The organism is Muribacter muris, assembly GCF_004569585.1.
Taxonomy (GTDB): Bacteria; Pseudomonadota; Gammaproteobacteria; order Enterobacterales; family Pasteurellaceae; genus Muribacter; species Muribacter muris.
In genome coordinates this window covers 32,526-50,580 of record NZ_SPPA01000013.1, presented here as the reverse complement: position 1 = coordinate 50,580, position 18,055 = coordinate 32,526, and the positions used below count along the sequence as shown (strand labels likewise).

Below are 18,055 nucleotides of genomic sequence, written 5' to 3'. Positions count from 1 at the left end.
AAAGCGGATTAAACCGATAATCCGCTTTGAGTTGCAATTAAGCTGTTTTTTGTGCTTGATGGGTTTTAGCCGCTTTGATAAAGCCCTCAAACAGTGGGTGTCCATCACGCGGGGTCGACGTAAATTCCGGATGGAATTGTGCCGCAATAAACCAAGGGTGGTTTGGCACTTCAATAATCTCAACTAATTTGCGATCCGCCGACAACCCGCTCACTTTTAACCCTGCCGCTTCAATTTGCGGTAACAAGGTGTTATTGACTTCGTAGCGGTGGCGGTGGCGTTCAAAAATAGTGTCCGAACCATAGACTTGGCGGGCAAGTGTGCCTTTCACAAGGTGGCACGCCTGTGCGCCTAAACGCATTGTGCCGCCGAGATCGGAGTCGTCCGAACGCACTTCCACATTCCCTTCGGCATCTTGCCATTCGGTAATCAAACCGACAACCGGGAATTGCGCCTCTTTGTCGAACTCGCTGGAGTTTGCCCCCGGCATTTTGGCAACATTCCGTGCATACTCAATCAAGGCAATTTGCATACCTAAACAAATGCCCAAGTAAGGAATTTGATTTTCACGGGCATATTGTGCGGTTAAAATTTTGCCTTCCACACCACGATAGCCAAAGCCGCCCGGTACTAAAATCGCATCCAACCTTTGCAATACTTCAACACCACGGGTTTCGACATCTTGTGAATCAATATATTTGATATTAACCGTTAAACGATTTTTTAGCCCTGCGTGTTTTAAGGCTTCGTTTACCGATTTGTAGGCATCCGGCAATTCAACATATTTCCCGACCATACCGATAGTTACTTCGCCCGTTGGATTAGCTTGCTGATAAAGCACTTGCTCCCACTCCGAGAGATCCGCCTCTTTGCAGGTTAAATGGAAACGATCGCAAATAAAATCGTCTAAGCCTTGCGATTTCAATAACGCAGGGATACGGTAAATGGAATCCACATCTTTAAGGGAAATGACCGCACGCTCCGGCACGTTACAGAACAAGGCGATTTTGGAACGCTCGTTTGCCGGAATCATTCGGTCGGAACGGCATACCAGTACATCCGGTTGAATGCCGATCGACAATAACTCTTTCACTGAGTGTTGTGTCGGTTTGGTTTTCACCTCGCCCGCCGTTGGGATATACGGCACAAGGGTCAGGTGCATAAATAGGGTTTTTCCACGCCCGACTTCCACCGCTAATTGACGCAAGGCTTCTAAAAACGGAAGCGATTCAATATCGCCGACCGTACCGCCCACTTCGACAATCGCCACATCGTGTCCTTTACCGCCGGCAATCACACGGGCTTTGATCTCATTGGTGATATGCGGTATTACTTGGATAGTTGCCCCTAAATAATCGCCACGACGCTCTTTTCGCAAAACTTCCGAGTAGATCTTACCGCTTGTAAAGTTGTTCGCCTTACTCATTTTGGTGCGGATAAAACGCTCATAATGCCCTAAATCAAGATCGGTTTCTGCACCGTCTTCAGTAACAAACACTTCCCCGTGCTGTGTCGGACTCATTGTACCCGGATCGACATTGATGTAAGGGTCAAGTTTCATCATCGTAACTTTTAAGCCGCGCGCTTCCAAAATCGACGCTAATGACGCAGCAGCAATGCCTTTCCCTAAAGAAGAAACAACGCCACCGGTCACGAAAATATAATTCGTTGCCATACTATTGCCTTGTGCGATTAATAATTGATAAGAATTTGATAAAAGGAATGGTTCATACCATCAGGACGGGAGCATAGTTTACAGCAAATCGGCGTGATTAGCTAGTCGTTTCGGCTAGGAAAAACGCCCTGTTTCCGCTACAATTCCCCCTAAAATTGCGATAGAGAGAACACTATGTCAAATAACCCACGTAAAATGTTAGTAACCTGTGCGCTGCCCTATGCCAACGGCGCAATTCATCTAGGGCATATGCTTGAACATATTCAGGCGGATATTTGGGTACGCTTTCAGCGTATGCGCGGGCACGATGTCCATTTCGTCTGTGCTGACGATGCCCACGGCACGCCGATTATGCTTAACGCCGCCAAGCTGGGCATTACGCCGGAACAGCTTATCGAAAAAGCCAAAACCGATCACATTGCCGATTTTGCCGGCTTTAACATCAGCTTTGATAATTACCATTCCACCCACAGTGATGAAAATTGCCAACTAACCGCAACAATTTATCGGCAATTAAAGGCAAACGGTTTTATTAAAAGCCGCACTATTGCACAGTTATTTGATCCTGAAAAACAGATGTTTCTGCCTGATCGTTTTGTGAAAGGGACTTGCCCGAAATGTAAAGCTGAAGATCAATACGGAGATAACTGCGAAGTCTGTGCCTCCACATACAGCCCAATGGATTTAATCAACCCTCGTTCCGCCGTATCCGGTGCGACCCCTGTGGTAAAAGAGTCCGAGCATTTTTTCTTCGACCTGCCTCACTTTGAAGCAATGTTACAGGCGTGGACACGCTCCGGTTCGTTACAGCCGGAAATTGCCAACAAAATGCAAGAATGGTTTGAAAGCGGCTTACAGCAATGGGATATTAGCCGTGATGCGCCTTATTTTGGGTTTGAAATACCGGACGAACCGAATAAATTCTTCTACGTTTGGTTAGATGCGCCAATCGGCTATATGGCATCGTTTAAAAACCTGTGCGACCGTATCGGTTTAGACTTTGACGAATACTGGCAAAAAGAGGCAAAAACCGAGCTTTATCACTTTATCGGTAAAGATATTGTGTACTTCCACAGTCTGTTTTGGCCGGCGATGTTGGAGGGCAGCGGCTATCGCAAGCCAACCAACGTGTTTGCCCACGGCTACGTTACAGTAGATGGGCAGAAAATGTCCAAATCCCGTGGCACATTCATTCAAGCCAGCACCTACCTCAAACACATTGATCCGGAATGTTTACGCTACTACTATGCGGCAAAACTCAATGATCGCATTGAAGATTTAGACTTTAATCTTGATGATTTTGTGCAACGGGTCAATAGCGATATTGTCAATAAATTGGTGAATTTAGCCTCTCGTAATGCCGGTTTTATTACAAAGCGGTTTGACGGCAAACTTGCCGCTGAATTGGCTGATCCGGCACTTTTCGGCGAATTTACCGCACAATCGGCACAGATTGCCGACTATTTTGAAAAGCGTGAATATAATAAAGCGATCCGAGAAATTATGAGTTTAACGGATAAAGCGAATAAATATATTGACGAAAAAGCCCCGTGGGTAATCGCCAAACAAGCGGGCAAAGAGGCGGAGCTACAAGCTGTCTGCTCAATGGGATTGGAATTATTCCGTGTGTTAATCAGCTATCTCAAACCGGTGTTACCGCAGCTTGCCGCTCGTGCCGAAGCCTTTTTACAGACGGAGCTGCGTTGGGATAATATTGACACCCCGCTATTTAACCACCAAATCGCCCCGTTTAAAGCACTGTTTGCCCGTTTAGAGAAAAAACAGATTGATGCGGTGATTGAAGAAACCAAAGCATTATTTGCCGAATCTGCGAAAAAAGAGGATAAAATGACCGCTTGTCATACCAATATCGAACCTATTGCCCCTGAAATTACGATTGACGACTTCGCCAAACTCGATTTACGGGTTGCTAAAGTTTTAAAATGTGAAGCCGTGCCAAAGTCCGACAAACTACTCCGCTTTGAATTGGATCTCGGCGACCATACCCGCCAAGTGTTTTCCGGCATCAAAGCAGCCTATAACCAACCGACAGAGCTAGAAGGTCGCTTCGTGATTATGGTAGCAAACCTTGCGCCACGCAAAATGTCGTTCGGCTTATCGGAAGGAATGATTTTATCCGCCGGCACAGGCACAGGCGGAGCGGATCTGTTCTTACTGTCCGCCGATGCAGGCGTTAGCGCAGGTATGCAGGTGAAATAGTCAGCAAGCGGTCGGTTGCGTTGAAAAATGTGCAAAAGTTCAGTCAAAGAGAGAGCGTAAATTTGCAAGGATTTCACCTTAACCGACCGCTTACAAGGGAGAAATAATGAAGGAACAAACTTTAGCGATCATTAAACCGGATATGACTTCAAACGGCTTAATAGGTGAAGTAATAAGCCACATTGAAAAAAACGGCTTAGCGATCAAAGCGTTAAAAATGGTGCAATTAACCACCGATCAGGCGGAAGGCTTCTACGCCGAGCATCAAGGTAAAGCGTTTTTTGACCCGCTGATTGCGTTTATGACCTCTGCACCGGTGGTGGTTGCCGTATTAGAAGGCGAAAATGCGGTGCAGAATTACCGAGAGTTAATGGGGGCTACCTTGCCGGAACAGCGTAAAATGGGGACGATCCGCAAAATGTTCGGGCAAAGTACCCGTGAAAATGCGGTACACGGCTCGGATTCCATTCAATCCGCCGCCCGTGAAATTGCCTATTTTTTCACCCCTGCTGAAATTATCCGATAAATATTGCCGCAAGGCGATAATCGTAAAAATACTATGCCGACACTTGAACAGAAAATTCAACATATTCGTGCCGAATTAAAAGCGCTGTTTTATCTTTATTATCGCCAAAAAGAGTATGCAAAGGCGCAGGATACGGCATTAGCGTGGCATAAAATATGCCCTGAAGAAGACGAACCCTTGAGTAATGCGGCAACCTGTGCGATCTATTGTGCCGAGTGGGATCGGGCGATTGATTATGCTCACCAAATTCTTGAGCGTGATCCGAGTTTTTTGAATGCTTATGATGTGTTATCCCACGCTTACTATTTCAAACGAGATATGGCGCAATGCCGCCAAGCCGGTTTGAAAGCGCTTACTTTGCGTGATGAACGAGTGATGGCAAACGGTGAATTACCCGAACTTCCCGTACCTCATTCAACGGGGAAAAATGTGATTGCCTTTTCGCTATTCGGGTCAGGGATTGAATATCTTGAGGGGGCAGTGCTGAATGCGCAGGTGGTTGGCACACTCTATCCCGGCTGGGTTTGTCGTTATTATATCGATCAAAGTGTACCGACTGATGCAGTGGCAAGGCTACGTCAAAATAACGCTGAAATTATATTGATGGAAGGCGAATTGGCGGAGAAACTGCCCGGTACGATGTGGCGCTTTTTGGCGATTGATGATTCGACCATTGAAAATGTGATCTTTAGAGATGTCGATTCGGTGCTCTCTTGGCGGGAAGTCGATATCGTAAACGAGTGGATCGCCAGCGGTAAAACGTTCCACACCATTCGGGATTCCGGATCGCATACCGAGCTTATACTTGCGGGGCTTTGGGGCGCAAAAGGCGGGGCGATCCCCGACATCACTCAAAAAATGCTGCACTATGCGGAAACGGAAGATTTAGACAGACGATTTGCCGATCAATTCTTCTTACGCCACGTTGTGTGGCAGTATGTCCGTCAAAGCCTATATGCCTCTGACAGCATTTTTGGCTTTTTAAACGCTCATCCATTTCCCGATAATGAAGGGAACACCCCGACCGGCCACGTCGGCACAGTGGAAACGGCAAATATTATCAATGTCGGCTGTCATTACCCCGAAAATACCCGCGTTAAATGGCAGTTATTTAGTCAAATCGATCCGGTGCCACGAAAAGACGGATCTTATCCGATTTTAGAGCAAGAACGTTTTATCTGTGAATACCAAGCGGTCGTGAAAGGTAAAAAATTTGCAATTCCTTTCCCTAAACTCTATTGCAACGGCTTTGCCACCGATCACAGCAGAATGAAAATTGAACCGATAAACGATAGTGAATAAACGTCTATCTGTTTGATTTTGAAATAAAATGCGGAATAGAACGATCTATTCCGTTTTTTCTGTCAACCTTTTTTTCTGATTGTCATCATTCTGTCATTTTTGTCAGTTATCTTTCTTCTGTTTATATCGTCAACGTGGGAGAATCATAAAATGACTGACTATAACCGCTTTCTTTGTCGTGAAATGAGTTTACTCGCCTTTAACCGTCGGGTGCTGGCACAGGCGCAAGATCCGAGTGTGCCGTTACTGGAGCGGCTACGCTTTTTATGTATTGTCTCTTCCAATCTGGACGAATTTTTTGAAGTACGGATTGCCAGTTTACGCCGAGAGAGCAAATTACACCCACATCGGCTGCTCGACAGCGGCAAAACGCCCGCCCAAGCGATTGCCTTAGCCTCTATGGAAGCCCGCAATCTGATTAACGAACAGTACAGTCTCTTTAATGATGTACTTCAACCCGAATTAGCGAAAGAGGGCATTTATTTTTACCGCCGCCCGACTTGGACTGCCGAGCAACGCCAGTGGATCAGCGCGTATTTTGATCGGGAAGTATTGCCGATTTTAACCCCTGTCGGGCTTGATCCGAGCCACCCTTTCCCAAGGGTATTGAATAAATCGCTGAATTTTGCGATAGAACTTGACGGCAACGATGCTTTTGGCAGACCTTCCAGTATGGCAATTATACAAGCTCCCCGCATTTTGCCGCGTGTATTAAAGCTACCGCCGGAAATTTGTCAGGGGGCGGACGGTTTTGTGCTGCTTTCCTCGATTTTACATTCCAATGTACATAAACTGTTTTCCGGAATGAAAGTGAAGGGCTGCCACCAATTTCGCTTAACGCGTGATAGCGATTTGAGTGTCGAAGCCGATAGAGAATTGCTGGATAATTTACGCACCGCTGTCCAAAGCGAGTTACACGACAGAGAATACGGCGATGCCGTGCGGCTGGAAGTTTCCGATCTCTGCCCTGCGCATATTTATGGTTTTCTGCTTGAACAATTTAAACTGACCGCCGATGAACTTTACCAAGTCAAAGGCCCTGTAAACCTTATTCGTCTGACGGCAGTGCCGGATTTGGTTGAACGCCCCGATCTGAAATTTCGTCCGATCAGCCCGGCTAATTTGCCCAAACCCAGTAAAAACAGCTCGATTTGGGCGCGTGTCAGGCAAGCCCCTATCTTATTGCATCATCCTTATCAATCGTTTGATCCGGTGGTGCAGATGATCCGTGAAGCCGCCGCCGATCCTGATGTCTTAGCGATTAAAATGACGATCTACCGTACCGGTAATCGCTCTGAATTAGTAGCCGCCTTAATGAAAGCAGCGTTATCGGGCAAGCAGGTTACCGTAGTTGTCGAGCTAATGGCTCGTTTTGATGAGGCAACCAATGTCAATTGGGCGCAGCAGTTGGAAAATGCCGGTGCACAGGTGGTGTACGGCGTATTCGGCTATAAAGTGCACGCTAAAATGCTGCTGATTATCCGCCGTGAAAACGGGCAACTGAAACGTTATGCGCATTTAGGAACGGGCAATTATCACCAAGGCACATCTCGCATTTATACGGATTTCGGCTTAATAACCGATGACGAGCAGATCACCGATGATGTGAATACGCTCTTTATTGAAATTACCGGCTTGGGCAAGCCTGCCAAGCTCAACAAAATCTACCAAAGTCCGTTTACACTGCATCAGATGATGCTTGAGCATATCAACCAAGAGAAGCTCAATGCACAAGCGGGGCGATCCGCTCGGATTATTGCAAAAATGAACTCATTGGTCGAAACGGAAGTGATTGAAGCACTCTATGCCGCCAGCCAAGCCGGTGTGCAAATTGACTTAATCGTCAGAGGAATGTGTACATTACGTCCGGGCGTGCCGGGGTTGTCGGAAACCATTCGAGTGCGTTCAATAGTCGGTCGCCAACTTGAACATTCCCGAGTGTACTACTTTTACAATAACGGGGCGGAAAATACTTACATTTCCAGTGCTGACTGGATGGGGCGAAACTTTTTCCGCCGCATTGAAACGGCAACCCCGATTGAACACCCCGACCTAAAAGCACGCGTGATTGAAGAAAGTTTGACGATGGCGTTAAAAGATAACACGAAAGCGTGGGAAATGCAGCCGGACGGCAGCTATAAACAGCTCGTGCCGAAAGAAAATGAAACACCGTTCAGCTTACAAGAAGGATTATGGCAAATGTACGGGCAAGCATAATTTGACCTATCAATCATCAATAGAGGCAAATTTTGTGATCTTTATCACAAAAATAGCGTTCTCTTTTGGCTAAAAAGCCTTAGCTAGATCGATTTAGCATAAAATAGAGTACAATTTACTATTATTTTATTTTTTAAATTAAATCCCATAAAGGAGTTTAAATGCTAAATCTATCAGCTAACAATATTTGCCTGAATAGCTCGGCACAAACTAAAGAGGACGCCATTCGCCTTGTTGCACAAGGATTGATTGCCAACGGCAATGTGAATGAAGGCTATCAAAACGGAATGTTTGCCCGTGAGGCCCAAACCTCAACATTTTTAGGCAATGGCATTGCTATTCCGCACGGTACGCTGGATACGCGTGAGTTGGTACAGCAAACCGGCGTGCAAGTTTACCAATTTCCGCAAGGGGTAGAGTGGGGCGAAGGCAATATTGCCTATGTGGTGATCGGAATTGCGGCAAAATCCGATGAACACTTAACCATTTTACGTCAATTAACCAGTGTGCTGGGTGATGAAGCGGCTGCTGAAAAATTGGCTCAAACCCAAAGCATTGAAGAATTTATTGCGATTTTTCAAGGGCAAAGCACGTTGCCTGTGTTATCCGAAACACTGGTTTCCCTCAATCTCGACAGCAACAGTTTACTTGCCCTCACTGCTGTTAATGCGGCTAACCTGCAAGAAAAAGGCTATGTTAATCAACAGTTTATCAGCGATATTCTCAATGATGAGCCGACTGCCTTAGGCGACAACCTTTTTGTCAATGATTGTGCCGGCGGCAATTTACACAACGGCATTGCGATTGCCCGTAATCAGCAGGGCAAAACTTTGCTCACTATTGCAATGAAGGACGATAGCCTTCAACCAATTTTATCCCGCCTATTGAGTATCGAAGTCTGCCAACAGCTTACCCGTTTGTCCGCTGCGGAAATGGTAGCGTGCTTATCGGGCAAAGCCGTGCAAGCGGTCGGTTCTGCACAAGATCTTGCAAATACTGCGCCACAATCCACCGCTTGTGAACAGGACAAAGCCATCGGTACTTTCACGGTACGCAATGAACACGGCTTACACGCTCGTCCTTGTGCTGTGTTAGTGCAAACCTTGAAACCGTTTGAAGCAAAAGTGAGCGTGGAAAACCTCGATCGGCAATCCACACCGGTCAATGCGAAAAGCACAATGCGAGTGGTCGCATTAGGTGCAACCAAAGGGCAACGCCTACGCTTTGTGGCGGAGGGGCAGGACGCTCAAGCGGCTTTACAAGCGTTACAGCAAGCCTTTATCAACGGGTTAGGCGAAAGTGTGAGCTTTGTGCCAAGTGTTGAAGATAGCATTGAAGTTGTCGGTCAAACGGCAATGCAAGCGGGCGGTTTAAAGGAAAATATTGCAAATGAGAGCATTGCCTCAAACGAACAGGAAGCCACTTTCACTGTGAAAAACGAACACGGCTTGCACGCTCGCCCAAGTGCCGTGTTAGTCAATGAAGTGAAAAAATACAAAGCGACCGTGCAAGTGCAAAATGTGGATCGCCAAAGCCCGCTCGTGAGTGCCAAAAGTTTGATGAAGATTGTCGCACTCGGCGTACAAAAAGGGCATCGCCTACGTTTCGTGGCAAGCGGTGAAGACGCCGAGCAAGCCTTAGCCGGTATTGGCGAAGCGATTGCAAACGGGCTAGGCGAATAGGGGGCGAAATGACACAACAATTACGCATTGCGACCGTTACCCTTAACCCTGCTTTTGATTTAGTCGGGCGAGTGCCACGCATTGAATTGGGCGAAGTCAATACTGTTGAAACCTTAGGGCTTTACCCTGCCGGTAAAGGGATCAACGTGGCAAAAGTCTTAGCCGATTTAGGGCTTTGCCTGAGCGTGAGCGGTTTTCTTGGGCAGGATAATCAAGGAGATTTCGTCCACGCCTTTCAACAAAACGGCATTGACGATCAATTCTACCGGATTGCTGGCAAAACCCGCATTAACGTAAAAATCACCGAAACTGCTGCCGATGTAACTGATCTTAACTTTTTAGGTTTTGAAGTTTGCACGGGGGATTGGGTGAAATTTACCGCCCTGTCGCAACGTTGGCATGAGCAGTTTGATTTGGTGGCAGTGTGCGGCTCGCTCCCTCGTGGCGTAAGCCCAAACCAATTTGCCGACTGGCTGCAATCTCTGAAGGCTCAAGGGCTGAAGGTGGTACTCGACAGCAGCAATGCAGCCCTAACCGCCGGCTTAACAACGCAGCCTTGGCTCGTGAAGCCGAACCGCCGAGAACTTGAGGTGTGGGCAAACCGCACTCTCACCACAATGGACGAGATTATTCTGGCAGCACAGCAATTAAGCGCCGAAGGTATTGAAAATGTGGTGATTTCAATGGGCGAGCAAGGCTCGATTTGGCTAAACCGAGAAGGCGTTTTGCAGGCACAGCCGCCACGTTGTGAGAATGTTGTCAGCACGGTTGGTGCAGGCGATTCAATGGTAGCGGGGCTGATTTACGGGCTTGCACAAGGCTGGAGCAAAGCCGATACCTTGCGTTTTGCTAGTGGCACATCGGCGCTTGCCGTTTCACAAAGTAATGTGGGGATCAGCGATAAACAGGCACTGGCAGAGATTATGGAAAAGGTGCAATTAACGGCAATTTAGTCGCCCCTCTTTTAAATTTACACATCAAAGGAACAGACAGATATGAATATTTCGTTTATTTTCCCTGCCCAACTGGGCAAGGCACGGGCGTTTTTAGCGGAGCAAATGCTTTCCCGTGCCGCACAAGCACAAGGGCATAACACTGTGCCTGCCGAGCAGGCGGATTTTATCCTGCTATTTGACGAACAAGTGCCGGCGGTTGCGGTCGGCAAGCAAGGGGCGATCGTGAGTTTGGCACAAGCCCTGCAAGAGCCTGACAGCACAGTCACGCAAGCGGTCGCTTCTGCGCAATTATTTGCAAATGCAACATCAGCAGAAACGTCGAGCCGTGTTAAAAATATCGTGGCAGTTACCGCTTGCCCGACCGGTGTGGCGCATACGTTTATGTCTGCCGAAGCCATCGAGCATTATGCGAAAGCGCAAGGCTGGAATGTGAAGGTCGAAACCCGTGGGCAAGTGGGGGCTGGCAACCCGATTTCGGCTGCGGAGATTGAAGCGGCGGATTTAGTGTTTGTGGCGGCGGATATTGACGTGGATTTGGACAAATTCAAAGGTAAACCGATGTACCGCACCTCAACCGGCTTAGCGTTAAAGAAAACGGCGCAAGAATTTGACAAAGCCTTTGCCCAAGCACAAATCTATCAAGGCGGTAATACGGCAACTGTACAAGCTGAATCGGCGCAGGGCGAGAAAAAAGGCGTGTATAAACATCTGATGACCGGCGTTTCACATATGTTACCGTTGGTCGTCGCAGGCGGTTTGCTGATTGCGATTTCCTTTATGTTCGGACACGAGGCATTCCAAGATGCCGCCATTGCTTTCGGTTTACCAAAAGCGTTAATGGATATTGGCGGCGGTGCGGCGTTCCATTTAATGATTGCCGTATTTGCCGGTTATGTTGCCTTTTCGATTGCCGATCGACCGGGCTTGGCGGTCGGTTTAATCGGCGGAATGCTCGCCACCAGCGCAGGCGCGGGGATTTTAGGCGGAATTGTTGCGGGGTTCTTAGCCGGTTATGTGGTGAAGTTCCTCAATCAAGCCATTCAGTTACCGCCAAGTTTAACCTCCCTCAAACCGATTTTAATTTTGCCGTTATTAGGGGCGGCGATTGTCGGGCTGGCGATGATTTACTTCATTAACCCGCCGGTTAAATTGGTGATGGATAGCCTGATTGAGTGGTTAAAAACAATGCAAGGCAGCCAAGCGGTTGTATTGGGCATTATTTTAGGGGCAATGATGTGTGTGGATATGGGTGGGCCTGTGAACAAAGCGGCTTATATGTTCGGCACAGGGCTGATTGCCTCCGGGGCGGGCGCGGTATCTTCGCCGGCTTATATGCCAATGGCGGCGGTAATGGCTGCCGGTATGGTGCCGCCAATCGGTATGGCGATTGCTACTTGGATGGCAAAACGCAAATTTACCACCAATCAGCGAGATGCCGGTAAAGCCTCGTTTGTATTAGGATTATGCTTTATTTCTGAAGGGGCGTTGCCGTTTGTAGCCGCTGATCCGGTGCGTGTGATTGCCTCTTCCGTGCTGGGTGGTGCAACTGCCGGCGCTATTTCAATGGCGTTAGCGATTGAACTGAAAGCCCCTCACGGCGGATTATTCGTCATTCCGTTTGTCTCACAGCCTCTTATGTATTTGGCGGCGATTGCGGCGGGATCAGTGGTAACCGGCGTTGTTTATTCAATGATTAAACCTAAAGTAGCGTAATTTTCCGTCAAAACGGCGCTGCCGATGAAATAATATCTGCGCCTTAACAGTAGGAATACGATCTACAATGAAGGCGCAGAGTATTTTGATTGTAAAATCGTAGGATTAGCTCGCAAATACTAGGCGATTGTTGAGATATAAAGGGAGGAACGCCTTCATCATAAAATCTAAGCATTTCAAGATGGTATTAAACGGATAAGCATTACCTCCCTATCTGTCAGCTTTCATTTCGCTTTGCGTATCTGCGATATAATGTCGAAAATTATGCTATCTCAGCATAGACAAGCGGGTCAATTCGCCGTTTATTTTGCAAAATAAACGGCGATTTTCCTTTTGTATCAAAATCTGATTAACTCATTTCGATGATTACTTTCATCGCTTTTTCATCAGAGGCGTGTTTGAACACGTCGTATGCTTTTTCCATTTCGCTAAAATTGAAATGGTGGGTCGCCAGTTTCTCAAGGGGCAGTTTGCCGCATTGGCAGGATTTCAACAACATACCGGTGGTGTTGGTATTCACTAGCCCTGTGGTAATGGTTAAATTTTTGATCCACAGTTTTTCAATTTCAAAGTTCACCGATTGACCGTGTACCCCGACATTTGCCAAGTTACCTCCCTCTTTGACCACTTTTTGACAAATATCCCACGTTGCCGGTAAACCGACCGCTTCCATTGCACAATCGACCCCACGTTGTTCTGTAATCGCTAAGATTTTTTCAACGGCATTTTCTTTGGCGGAATTGATGATATGGGTCGCGCCCAGCTCTTTGGCAAGGGCGAGGCGATTGTCGTCCATATCCACCACAATGATGGTAGAAGGTGAGTAGAATTGTGAAGTCAGCAAGCAGCCCATTCCAATCGGGCCGGCACCAATAATCGCAATCGCATCGCCCGGCTGAACCTGACCGTATTTTACGCCGATCTCGTGGCTGGTCGGTAAAACATCGGAGAGGAAAACCGCAACATCGGTATTGAGATTATCGGGCAGTAAAAATAAGGAATTATCGGCGAAAGGCGTACGCACATACTCGGCGTGTGTACCGTCAATCATATAACCCATAATCCACCCGCCTTGTTTTTGGCAATGTGCATAAAGTTGTTTTTGGCAGTTCTCACAAGAGCCGCATTTACTTACACAGGAGATAATCACCCGATCGCCCTTTTTGAAGTTTTTCACCGCACTGCCGACTTCCTCAACAATGCCGATCCCTTCGTGCCCTAAAATACGACCGTTCCACTGCCCCGTTTTCTCTAACACGGTATTTTCGATTTCCGGATTTTTGCCTTTCCAAATGCCTAAATCCGTACCGCAAATGGTGGTTTTTTCCATTTTAATAATGGCATCGGTAGGGTCAATGAGTGTTGGGATTGGGCGATCTTCAAAGCGAAGATCGTTTGCACCGTAATAAGTCATTGCTTTCATTGTTCTGCTCATAGAGGGCCTCCTTATAATCGCATACTTTATCTGTAATAACCGATGTGCGCATACTTCTGCACGCCGATATTTTAACCGATAATGTTATGCTAATCCAACGATAAATATACATTTAAAAAACAAAATATTAACAAATTGATTTCATTGCTATTTTAGGCAAAAGCAGTAACTGATCGGTGTAGAGTTGTTGAGATGAACACATAAAAGCCCAATCAATACCCCTTTATTTGCTGAAGTGAGCATAGAAAAATGTAGGAAAGAGCAATGGCAGAGGAGTTTCGCAGGCGTGAGCTGAACGCATAATAATTTAGGTATGAAACCTGCCGCCCTTTTAAAAAGATCAATGTGTATGACGGCAGTAGAATGTTAAAAAAATCCCAAAACCGACCGCTTGCGTTAAGCGGTCGCCTGCCAATTTATAAAATATGCCGTGTGTACCATTGATTCAACAAAATACCGGTATTCACCGCGACGTTTAAGCCGCTATTGAGCGGGTTGGCAACGGAAAGTTGCACATTGGTATCTTGCGGATATTCAATGTCATTTGACACAATTTCGCTGAGAACAAACACAACCTTTTCACTGAGGGGGGCTTGTGCTAAATGTTTCGCTTGTTTTTGGCGGGTGAGATGCACGATTTGATAACCGGCTTGACGGAGTTGCTCAAGGGCGATTTGCTTGTGCTTGTGCTTGGTTTCGAGGGAATAGACAAACTCCAAGCCGCCTTCCGCCACTCGTGCCGTATTGCCGGAATGTAGCGCATCATGTTGTTCGACAATCACCCCTTTTACGCCATAGAAAGCACAAGTTCGCACAATGCCGCCGATATTTTGCGCATTATTTACCCCGTCCAAGAGTACCAAGCAATCCCGTTGGCGAGGCAGTTGCAAGTAGCCTTCAAGGGCAAGCACCTGCGCTTTTTTCACTAGCAAGCAGATATCGCCGTGATGCTCCGTTCCTGTTACCCGTTCCATTTCTGCCCGATCCACAACGTGATAGGCTTTTTTATGTGCCGCTAAGTAGCTTAATAATTCGCCGGCTTTTTTAGCTCCTTCGACCGTTGCCCATAGACGCACGATAGCATCGGGGCGCTGTTTAAACAGAGTATGGCAGGCATTTTCACCGTAAATTTTCATTTCGGTCGCACGGTTTTGACGGATCTTTTCCGGCGCGCAAGGCGAAAGCGGGCCGGTCTTTTTCTCGCCGCTTTTCCCGCTTTTGAGGCTGATTTTCACACTGCCGCTCGCCTTTCCGGCTTTTTTCGCTTCAGTGGGATAAACAGTTTCACTGCGTTGTGCCGCATTTCTGCGTGGACGCTCGTGATATGGCGAGGATTTTTTAGCCGATTTAGGCGTGCGTTTTTCGGCTAAGGTATGAAAACGCGGTTTTGGGTTGAATGTTTCAGACATACTTTTTTCTCTTAAAAAATGATTGGGCTATTATAGCAACTGGCAACGCAAGCGGTAGCGTTTTGCAAAACTTTTGCAAAATCTGCCCGCTTGTTTATTCCTTTATCTGCCAACTTTCACTATAATGCACTTTTTTATGTTCTTTAAAATGCGGTGGAAAAATGAACCCAATGTTAAATATCGCCATTCGGGCGGCACGCAAAGCGGGCAATATTATTGCCAAAGCCTATGAGCAATCTCCTCAAGAGATGCAAGTCGCACAAAAAGGTCATCACGATTATGTAACAGCCATTGATAAAGCGGCGGAGCAAGCCATTATTCAAACTATTCACGCCTCTTACCCCGAACATTCTATTGTGGGAGAAGAATCGGGGGCGATTGTCGGGACAAATACCGATGTGCAATGGGTGATCGACCCGTTAGACGGCACAACCAATTTCATCAAACGTTTTCCGCACTTTGCCGTGTCGATTGCGGTCAGGGTGGAAGGACGTACCGAGGTTGGCGTGGTATATGACCCGATGGCAAATGAGCTGTTTACGGCGGTGCGTGGTAAAGGGGCGAAGCTCAACGAATTTCGTCTGCGTGTCGATAACGAACGCCGTGATTTAAACGGTGCGGTATTGGCAACCGGCTTTCCGTTCAAAGCGGCAAGACATCAGAAAACCCATTTAAATATGATTGAAGCGGTATTGAATAAAGGGGTGGCAGATTTCCGCCGTACCGGTTCGGCAGCGTTGGATTTCGCCTATGTTGCAGCAGGGCGTGTCGATGGCTATTTTGAGATCGGTCTAAAACCGTGGGATTGTGCGGCAGGGGATTTAATCGCCCGTGAAGCCGGTGCAATCGTAACCAATTTTGTCGGTGGCACTGACTATTTAACCTCCGGCAACGTTGTTGTCGGCAATGGACGCGTGGTGAAAGACATTTTGGGCTGTTTCCAACCGATTTTAACGGACGACTTAAAATAATAATTGGTTTTGCAGGCGGCTTGCAGAAAATTGTGCTGAACTCACCGCTTGCAACCCTATTTTTATAAAGATAAACCTATGCAAAAAACTTATCCTCTGCTCAGTCAAATCAACTCTCCTGACGATTTACGTTTACTGCCTAAAGAAAACCTCGCCCCGCTCTGCGATGAATTGCGTGCTTATCTGTTGGAATCGGTCAGCCAAACCAGCGGGCATTTGGCGTCCGGCTTGGGCGTTGTGGAGCTGACCGTTGCCTTGCATTATGTTTATCAAACCCCGTTTGACCAACTGTTATGGGACGTGGGGCATCAAGCTTATCCGCATAAAATTCTGACCGGTCGGCGGGATCAAATGCACACTATTCGCCAAAAAGACGGCTTGCACCCTTTCCCGTGGCGTGAAGAAAGCCCCTACGATGTGCTGAGTGTCGGGCATTCTTCCACCTCAATCAGTGCCGGATTAGGCATTGCGATTGCGGCGCAAAAAGAGAATGCGGGCAGGAAAACCGTCTGCGTTATCGGCGACGGTGCGATTACCGCCGGAATGGCGTTTGAAGCGATCAATCACGCCGGCTCGCTACATACGGATATGTTGGTGATTTTGAACGACAACGAAATGTCGATTTCAGAGAATGTGGGGGCGTTAAACAATCACCTTGCCCGCCTGTTTACCGGATCTTTGTACGGTAGTTTGCGGGAGAGCGGCAAAAAATTGCTGTCCGGTCTGCCGCCGATTAAAGAGTTTGTCCGTCGCACCGAAGAACAAATGAAAGGCTTTGTTTCACCGGTCGGCACAATGTTTGAAACCCTTGGTTTTAACTATATCGGACCGATTGACGGGCACGATATTGACGAGCTGATCGCCACCCTCAAAAATATGCGGAATATGCCCGGCCCGCAATTCCTACACATCAAAACCAAAAAAGGTAAAGGTTATCATCCGGCAGAGCAAGATCCGATCGGCTTTCACGGTGTGCCGAAATTCGACCACACTAGCGGTAAATTGCCGCAAACTAAAGCCGCACCGACTTATTCCACAATTTTCGGTGATTGGCTCTGCGAAATGGCAGAGCAAGATCCGAAGATCATCGGCATTACGCCGGCAATGCGTGAAGGCTCTGGAATGGTGGAGTTTTCCAAACGTTTTCCGGCGCAATATTTTGACGTCGCCATTGCCGAACAACACGCCGTTACCTTTGCCGCAGGCTTGGCGATTGCCGACTATAAACCGGTGGTGGCGATTTATTCCAGCTTCTTGCAACGTGCCTACGATCAACTCATTCACGATGTTGCCATTCAAAATCTGCCGGTTATTTTTGCGATTGACCGTGCCGGCATTGTCGGGGCGGACGGGCAGACGCATCAAGGCGCATTTGATTTGAGCTTTATGCGTTGTATTCCGAATATGACGATAATGTGCCCAAGCGATGAAAACGAACTCCGCCAAATGCTCTACACAGCTTATACAATGTCATCGCCGGTTGCAGTGCGTTACCCAAGGGGGAATGCGCAAGGGGTGGAACTACACCCGATGCAAGCACTTGAGGTCGGCAAAGCCCGCTTGATCCGCCAAGGGCAGAAAGTGGCGATATTAAATTTTGGCGCATTGCTCAACCAAGCAAAAAGCGTAGCGGAAAAATACGGTTACACTTTGGTCGATATGCGTTTTGTCAAGCCACTGGACGAGCAGTTAATTGCTGAGTTGGCTGAAAGCCACGATTTGATCGTTACCCTAGAAGAAAATGCCATTCAAGGCGGGGCGGGCAGCTCGGTGAATGAATATTTGCAAACAATCGGCAAAATCAAACCGCTTGTTATGCTCGGCATTCCTGATATGTTCGTGCCGCAGGCAACCCAAGCGGAAGCCTATGCCGAATTAGGTTTAGATAGCGCCGGCATTGAACGTCAAATTCTACGGGCGTTGCACTCATAATCATAAACATAGCTGAC

12 protein-coding genes are annotated in these 18,055 nt (G+C 47.4%); 9 read left to right on the top strand and 3 right to left on the bottom strand.

Annotated elements, in window-relative coordinates:
• Positions 1-37: 37 nt before the first annotated feature.
• Complete coding sequence (pyrG, locus tag E4T80_RS06960) at positions 38-1,675, bottom strand: glutamine hydrolyzing CTP synthase (protein WP_135056555.1); 1,638 nt, start codon at positions 1,673-1,675, stop codon at positions 38-40.
• Positions 1,676-1,849: 174 nt separating this feature from the next.
• Between pyrG and metG the strand changes: the two genes are divergently transcribed.
• The 7 genes from metG (at position 1,850) to E4T80_RS06925 (ending at position 12,291) form a co-directional block, all read left to right on the top strand.
• Positions 1,850-3,895: a methionine--tRNA ligase gene (metG, locus tag E4T80_RS06955; protein WP_135056552.1), complete on the top strand. Its 2,046-nt coding sequence runs from the start codon at positions 1,850-1,852 to the stop codon at positions 3,893-3,895.
• A gap of 106 nt (positions 3,896-4,001) precedes the next feature.
• A complete protein-coding gene (ndk, locus tag E4T80_RS06950) occupies positions 4,002-4,421 on the top strand; it encodes a nucleoside-diphosphate kinase (RefSeq protein ID WP_135056549.1) in 420 nt (139 codons plus the stop codon).
• A 33-nt stretch (positions 4,422-4,454) separates the two neighbouring features.
• The gene (locus E4T80_RS06945) at positions 4,455-5,723 is read left to right on the top strand and encodes a tetratricopeptide repeat protein (protein WP_135056546.1); all 1,269 of its coding nucleotides are present in this window, start codon (positions 4,455-4,457) and stop codon (positions 5,721-5,723) included.
• A 150-nt stretch (positions 5,724-5,873) separates the two neighbouring features.
• Complete coding sequence (gene ppk1 / locus E4T80_RS06940) at positions 5,874-7,940, top strand: polyphosphate kinase 1 (protein WP_135056543.1); 2,067 nt, start codon at positions 5,874-5,876, stop codon at positions 7,938-7,940.
• A gap of 161 nt (positions 7,941-8,101) precedes the next feature.
• Entirely contained in the window at positions 8,102-9,622 is a 1,521-nt protein-coding gene (gene fruB / locus E4T80_RS06935) for a fused PTS fructose transporter subunit IIA/HPr protein (RefSeq protein ID WP_135056540.1), read from the top strand.
• An 8-nt stretch (positions 9,623-9,630) separates the two neighbouring features.
• On the top strand, positions 9,631-10,575 hold the full coding sequence (gene fruK / locus E4T80_RS06930; protein WP_135056537.1) for a 1-phosphofructokinase: 945 nt from the start codon (positions 9,631-9,633) through the stop codon (positions 10,573-10,575).
• 42 nt (positions 10,576-10,617) lie between these two features.
• On the top strand, positions 10,618-12,291 hold the full coding sequence (locus E4T80_RS06925) for a fructose-specific PTS transporter subunit EIIC (RefSeq protein WP_135056534.1): 1,674 nt from the start codon (positions 10,618-10,620) through the stop codon (positions 12,289-12,291).
• A gap of 349 nt (positions 12,292-12,640) precedes the next feature.
• Here the strand turns inward: E4T80_RS06925 and E4T80_RS06920 are convergent, their stop codons facing one another.
• Together E4T80_RS06920 and E4T80_RS06915 are read right to left on the bottom strand one after the other, a co-directional pair.
• Positions 12,641-13,726, bottom strand: coding sequence for a zinc-dependent alcohol dehydrogenase family protein (locus tag E4T80_RS06920; RefSeq protein WP_135056531.1), 1,086 nt, complete (start codon positions 13,724-13,726; stop codon positions 12,641-12,643).
• Positions 13,727-14,142: 416 nt separating this feature from the next.
• Positions 14,143-15,135 carry a TrmH family RNA methyltransferase gene (locus tag E4T80_RS06915; RefSeq protein WP_135056528.1) on the bottom strand — a complete coding sequence of 331 codons (993 nt, stop codon included), beginning with the start codon at positions 15,133-15,135 and terminating at the stop codon, positions 14,143-14,145.
• Positions 15,136-15,296: 161 nt separating this feature from the next.
• Between E4T80_RS06915 and suhB the strand changes: the two genes are divergently transcribed.
• Together suhB and dxs are read left to right on the top strand one after the other, a co-directional pair.
• Complete coding sequence (suhB, locus tag E4T80_RS06910) at positions 15,297-16,106, top strand: inositol-1-monophosphatase (RefSeq protein ID WP_135056525.1); 810 nt, start codon at positions 15,297-15,299, stop codon at positions 16,104-16,106.
• A gap of 78 nt (positions 16,107-16,184) precedes the next feature.
• Positions 16,185-18,038 carry a 1-deoxy-D-xylulose-5-phosphate synthase gene (gene dxs / locus E4T80_RS06905; RefSeq protein WP_135056522.1) on the top strand — a complete coding sequence of 618 codons (1,854 nt, stop codon included), beginning with the start codon at positions 16,185-16,187 and terminating at the stop codon, positions 18,036-18,038.
• Positions 18,039-18,055 lie beyond the last annotated feature (17 nt).